Origin of the sequence: uncultured Anaerococcus sp. (assembly GCF_963510575.1) — a bacterium.
GTDB lineage: Bacteria > Bacillota > Clostridia > Tissierellales > Peptoniphilaceae > Anaerococcus.
Map to the genome: position 1 here is coordinate 1 of NZ_CAUPFR010000100.1, position 5570 is coordinate 5570.

At 34.6% G+C, this 5570-nt stretch carries 6 protein-coding genes; 5 read left to right on the forward strand and 1 reads right to left on the reverse strand.

The features are described from left to right. Positions 1–65: 65 nt before the first annotated feature. A complete protein-coding gene (locus RQ907_RS07165; RefSeq protein ID WP_311492693.1) occupies positions 66–449 on the reverse strand; it encodes a VOC family protein in 384 nt (127 codons plus the stop codon). Positions 450–600: 151 nt separating this feature from the next. On the opposite strand from RQ907_RS07165, the gene RQ907_RS07170 reads away from it, so the two are divergent. The 5 genes from RQ907_RS07170 to RQ907_RS07190 all read left to right on the forward strand — a co-directional run. Further along, complete coding sequence (locus RQ907_RS07170) at positions 601–894, forward strand: DUF2089 family protein (protein WP_308748692.1); 294 nt, start codon at positions 601–603, stop codon at positions 892–894. Continuing rightward, positions 891–1199, forward strand: a complete 309-nt coding sequence (locus tag RQ907_RS07175) for a hypothetical protein (RefSeq protein WP_311492694.1) — start codon at positions 891–893, stop codon at positions 1197–1199. Before RQ907_RS07170 ends, RQ907_RS07175 begins: the two co-directional genes overlap by 4 nt. A gap of 130 nt (positions 1200–1329) precedes the next feature. After that, entirely contained in the window at positions 1330–2454 is a 1125-nt protein-coding gene (locus tag RQ907_RS07180) for a hypothetical protein (RefSeq protein ID WP_311492695.1), read from the forward strand. 197 nt (positions 2455–2651) lie between these two features. Then, positions 2652–4064 carry a PTS mannitol transporter subunit IICBA gene (locus RQ907_RS07185; protein WP_311492696.1) on the forward strand — a complete coding sequence of 471 codons (1413 nt, stop codon included), beginning with the start codon at positions 2652–2654 and terminating at the stop codon, positions 4062–4064. Between the two features lie 23 nt (positions 4065–4087). After that, positions 4088–5570 (forward strand): BglG family transcription antiterminator (locus RQ907_RS07190; RefSeq protein WP_311492697.1); only part of this gene is annotated, 1483 nt, incomplete at its 3' end.

Genomic DNA, 5570 nt, shown 5'->3' on the forward strand with positions numbered 1-5570 from the left:
AAGAAAAAAAGTGATGTTGCAGAATAGATAAATCTATTCTGCAACATCACCTTTCGTGGAAAATTTTAGTCTTCTTTTTGGATGATTTCAATTCTATAACCGTCTGGGTCAGTGACGAAGAAATACTTGTTTGAGTTTGGGGTTAATCCTCTAATTTCGGTCACTTCATAGTCTTTTTTCATTAAAGATTCTCTAAGAGTAATGATGTCGGGGTGGGAAATGGCGATGTGGCCGTAGCCTGTGCCAATTTCGTAGTCATCTTCTTGGTCGTAATTGTAGGTTAATTCTAATTCATAATCTGGACTTTTAGGAAGTTTTAGGTAAACTAAGTCAAATTTCTTTTCTGGAAATTCCCTTCTTCTTGATTCTACAAATCCCAATTCTTCTGTATAAAACTTAAATGATGCATCGAGGTCCTTAACCCTAACCATGGTGTGTAAAAATTTCATAAGCTCCTCCTTATTTTATATATAACCCAAAAGGGGAAATTTTATTCATTTTGAAATATAATTCACCTTTACTTTTTGATTATTTTTAATAAAATTAAAATTGACTTTAATATTATTTAGGTTTATAATGTAAGCAAGAAGGAGGATAGCGATGGGAAATGATAAAAGAGAATGGATAGAAAATCTTGATGACAGTGAGATTGACTTCATCAAGAGATTTATCCTAGAATCGGGATCCTTAAAGGAAATGGCAGCAATCTACGGCGTATCCTATCCGACAGTTCGACTAAGACTTGATAGGCTGATAGAAAAGATAAAATTAGCTGACAAGGAAGATTTGTCTTATGTGAGCCTTATAAAATCAATGGCTATAGACGGGAAAATTACCCTAGATGCAGCCAAGATTTTGATTGAAGAATACAAAAAAGAAGGAGAAGAGAAATGAAGCTAGCTGCAGTAAACTCAGTAATTACAATTTTAATTTTGTTCGTTCCATTAATTTTGCAAATTTTGATATGTAAATATATAAAGGGAAGGGCAAGCCTAATCCTTCCAGGGCTTTCTTTTATAATTTCAATAATCTATATATTGAATATCCCAGAAGGAGTTGGTAATTGGTGGATAGCTGTACTTACAACTTTGACACTAGCCAATATTCCAACAATAATCTACTACCTAATTTACAGGTACTACGATAAAAAAGAAAAACAAAAAGACGAACTAGACAAGATGAAAATTATGGATATGTAAGAGAGCAAGCTTGGCTTTGCTCTTTTATATTGCCTATCTTTTCTGATATTTATTTGAAATACTTTCCTATATTTGATACATTTTATAGTAATCATTATGTTTTAAATTAAAAATTATTAGAGGAGAGGAAATGAATAAGAAACTGTTTAAATTTACAGGACTTGCCCTCGGTTTAATGTTAAGCCTAACAGCTTGCTCAGAAAAACCTAAGGAAAATACAGATGATACTTCCAAAATCGTACAAAGGGAAGAAGTAGCAGACGAGAAAAAAGAGGAAAAGATCGAAGAAGAGAAAAATCCTAGCGAAAATAACCAAAAATTAGCCAAATTATATAATAAAGTCTTGGATGAGATTGACACTTATGAATTTTCCGATGTTGAATATGGCAAATACACTTATTCATATGCCCTGGTAAAGACAGATGAAGCCGATTATCCACAGCTTTTAGTCGCCCAAGATACTGACTTTGGCTTATCTTACCTAAAATTATTTACAGTAAATGATGACTTTACAGATGTTTTTCATGATGATGAACTAATATCAATTGGTGTAGCAACTGCCGGTGGTTTTAGGGGGATAATCGCACAAAACGCAGATTATAATGCTCTAATATACACAACATTTATGTCAGGCACCGGCCAGGGCCAAGAAGAGAAAATCACAAGTTCTATTGAAGATAAGTCTTTAAAACTCAAAAGAGAAGTCATTTGGGAAGGTAGGATTGATACTAAAGCCCAAGATGATTCTGAAGAAATAGATTTTTCTGAAATTGAAGATAGGGATAAGCTTCACGATTTAGCTAATATCAAAGATGTGGAATATGTTAAAAGCTTAGAAGAAAATAAAGAAGAAAAACCAGAAGATATAAATAAGGAAAAAGTAGAAAACCCAAGAGAAAATGAAAGTAAAAACCAAAGCCAACCTGGAACTATGGTTGCGACAGGAGTGGTAAGGGTATTTAACCATGACGAAATGATTGCTTATCAGAAATCAAACCCTAAAATGCTTTCGGATATGGGAGAACATTACACAGTCCTTATCTTGGATAAGACAATTGATGTTACTTTGCCAATAATTGGAGGAGATGGGGACATGACAAAAAATGTTGGTCTCATAAGTCTGCCTGAGGACATGATGTCCTATAAGGACAAGGAAATTACAATAAGCTTTGGACCAAGAGATGGCTATTGGCAATCAGATGTGAGCCTACCAATGGAGGCCCCAAGAATGAACCAGGTAAAGGTCTTAGAATAATAAATAGAAAATAGATAAAAAAGCCTTTTAGCATTTAAAATGTTAGAAGGTTTTTTGATAGAGACAAATTTTCATTTCTTACTTCTTGTCACCATCGTTGGTGACAAAACTGCGCTTAGTAACGCTTGCAAATGCCCATATCATCAGCATATAATAAGATTAAGATAACTTATGTCATGATTTTTAAAGGAGGAATTATGGACAGAAATTCTAATATGAAAAATAATGTGCAGCGTTTCGGAAGATTCTTAAGCGCTATGGTAATGCCAAATATTGGTATGTTTATTGCTTGGGGCTTTATTACAGCTCTATTTATACCTGATGGTTATTTCCCAAATGAAAAACTTGCATCAATGGTAGATGTCTTATTAAAATATCTACTACCAACCCTTATCGCTTATTCAGGTGGTAAATTAGTTGGAGGAGAAAGAGGGGCAGTAATAGGTGCCATCGCCACAGCCGGTGTAATAGCTGGTGCTGATATACCAATGCTTATGGGTGCTATGATCATGGGACCATTTGCAGGTTGGGTTATCAAAAAATTTGACAAGGCAATCGAAAATAAAATCCCAGCAGGATTTGAAATGCTTGTCAACAACTTCTCTCTTGGTATTATCGGCATGCTTCTTGCAATCCTTGGCTACTACGGTATTGGACCACTTTTAGCAGGTCTTACAGCTATCTTAGAGGGTGGAGTTGATTTCTTAATCAGCAAAAAACTTCTTCCACTAGTGTCAATCTTCGTTGAACCAGGCAAGATTTTATTCTTAAATAATGCAATCAACCACGGAATATTTACTCCAATAGGTGCTAACCAAGTGTCAGAATTGGGTAAATCTATAATGTACCTAATAGAAGCAAATCCAGGCCCAGGTTTAGGAATACTTTTAGCCTACTTTTTCTTTGGCAAGGGTGACTCAAAGGATTCATCAGTTGGTGCAATGATTATTCACTTCTTTGGTGGTATCCACGAGATTTACTTCCCTTATGTACTAATGAACCCATATCTTTTAATAGCTGTAATAGCTGGTGGTTTTGCGGGTGTTCTTACAAATGTTATCTTAAATACAGGTCTAATATCAGCAGCATCTCCTGGATCAATTATAGCTATCATGTCTATGGCAGCGCCTGGAGATCATATAAAGATTCTCTTATCAGTTCTAATTGCAGCAGCAGTTTCATTCTTTATAGCGTCAATCTTTGTTAAAAGAGCATTCGCTAAGGGAAATGCAGTAGATTTTGAAAAGGCAAAAGCAGATCTTGCCTCTAGCAAAGCCGAAGCAAAGGGTGAAGAAAAAGTAGCAAGCCAAGCATCAAACACTACAAAAGAAGCTAAGGATGTTCATAAAATAATCTTTGCTTGCGATGCAGGAATGGGATCTTCAGCTATGGGTGCATCTAGGTTTAGAAATGCAATCAAAGATTCACCTTATGATATAGAAGTAAGCCACGCATCAGTTTCAGACCTACCAGAAGGAGCTGACATTATTGTAACTAACGAAAACCTAGTAGACAGAATTGACAAGAGCAAGGGATACGAAATTATTTCGATTAAAAACTTCTTAGCAGATCCAAATATAAACAAATTAATCGAAAGATTTACCAAATAAGATTTTAGAAAGGAGGGAAGTCATTGAAGTCATATAACTTATCTCAAAGGCAAAAAAATATCATCCATATAATTGGAGAAAATAATGATGAGTTCATAACAGTAAATGATATAGCAGAAAAAATTGCCGTATCTACAAGAACTGTGCAAAGAGATTTGCCCCTTATAGAAGATTTTTTATACGACAATGACTTCTCTTTGATTAAAAAACCAGGTCAGGGACTCTTCTTAAATGAATCTGCCGAATCCATAGCCTACCTTTATGAGCTTTTGGAAATGGTAGATTCCTCTAAGCAATACGAAAGGGTTGAGAGGGTAAATTTCATCCTCTCAAGACTTTTGACAAGCAAACACCCAATAAAGTATTTTGTTTTTACCCTCTACCTAAATATTTCAGAAAAAACCCTAATAGAAGACTTAGCCATAATTGAAAAATGGCTATCGGTTTATGATATCAAGCTTATTAGAAAGCGTGGGGTAGGCGTAAGTATAGAGGGCAGGGAAAAATCCATTAGAAAGGCCCAGGCCAAGCTGATAAATGAGGTCTTGGATAATGACAAAAAGATAGAAATCCTAAGGGATATCTATGATGATGTTAAGGTGGATTTGATAAGGCAAAATGATATCCTATCAATGATCGATATTGATATCATAAATAGGACCAAAAGGTCGCTAGAAAAGACTTTTACAAGGCTAAATATAAGTATTTCAGACAATTCTTATTTTAGTCTCCTAGTCCACATTTCCTTGGCAATTGAAAGACTAAAGCAAGATAAAAAAATAGATTTCAATGAAGATTTGGTAAAAAATCTCAGATCTAGCCAAGATTACAATTTTGCCAAGCAAATAATTGAAGACTTAGAAGATGAATTTGCCATAAAAATTCCCGATATAGAGATATATTTTGTGGCCATGCATATTAAGGGAACAAAAATTGTAGATGACAAAAACGAAAACTTCGATATTGATGATGCAAGAGAAGCCTTTAATATATCAAAAAAATTAATAGAGAAAATGGGCAGACTTTACGACCTTAACCTAGAAGAAGATTTAAGGTTAGAAAATGATCTAAAAGCCCATATCTTGCCAGCCTTAAGTAGGTTAAGGTATAGGCTAGCTATTAAAAATCCTATCCTAGATGATATAAGGGATAAGTATGGAGAAATTTACACGAGTCTTAAGGAAATTGCCCCAAGCCTTATTAGAGAAGAGGGGAAATTATCCAAGGATATAACCATTCCCGATGATGAAATTGGCTATATAGCTATTCATTTTATAACGGCCATAGAAGCAAGAATTATCAACAATATAGGGGTTAATATCCTTACAGTTTGCCCAACTGGTTATGGTACGTCGAGGCTTTTAGCAACCAAGCTTAAAAATCATTTTTCGAATGTAAATGTAATTAATAACGCTTCGATTATGGAATTAAATAGGGATTTCCTTGAGGAAAATGATGTTGACCTGATAGTAGCAACTGTAAAAATTGACGGTCTCATGGAAGATA

Coding starts and splice junctions, on each gene's coding strand:
- RQ907_RS07170 (WP_308748692.1), top strand. CDS start 601: ATGGGAAATGATAAAAGAGAATGGATAGAAAATCTTGATGACAGTGAG.
- RQ907_RS07180 (WP_311492695.1), top strand. CDS start 1,330: ATGAATAAGAAACTGTTTAAATTTACAGGACTTGCCCTCGGTTTAATG.
- RQ907_RS07185 (WP_311492696.1), top strand. CDS start 2,652: ATGGACAGAAATTCTAATATGAAAAATAATGTGCAGCGTTTCGGAAGA.
- RQ907_RS07165 (WP_311492693.1), bottom strand. CDS start 449: ATGAAATTTTTACACACCATGGTTAGGGTTAAGGACCTCGATGCATCA.
- RQ907_RS07175 (WP_311492694.1), top strand. CDS start 891: ATGAAGCTAGCTGCAGTAAACTCAGTAATTACAATTTTAATTTTGTTC.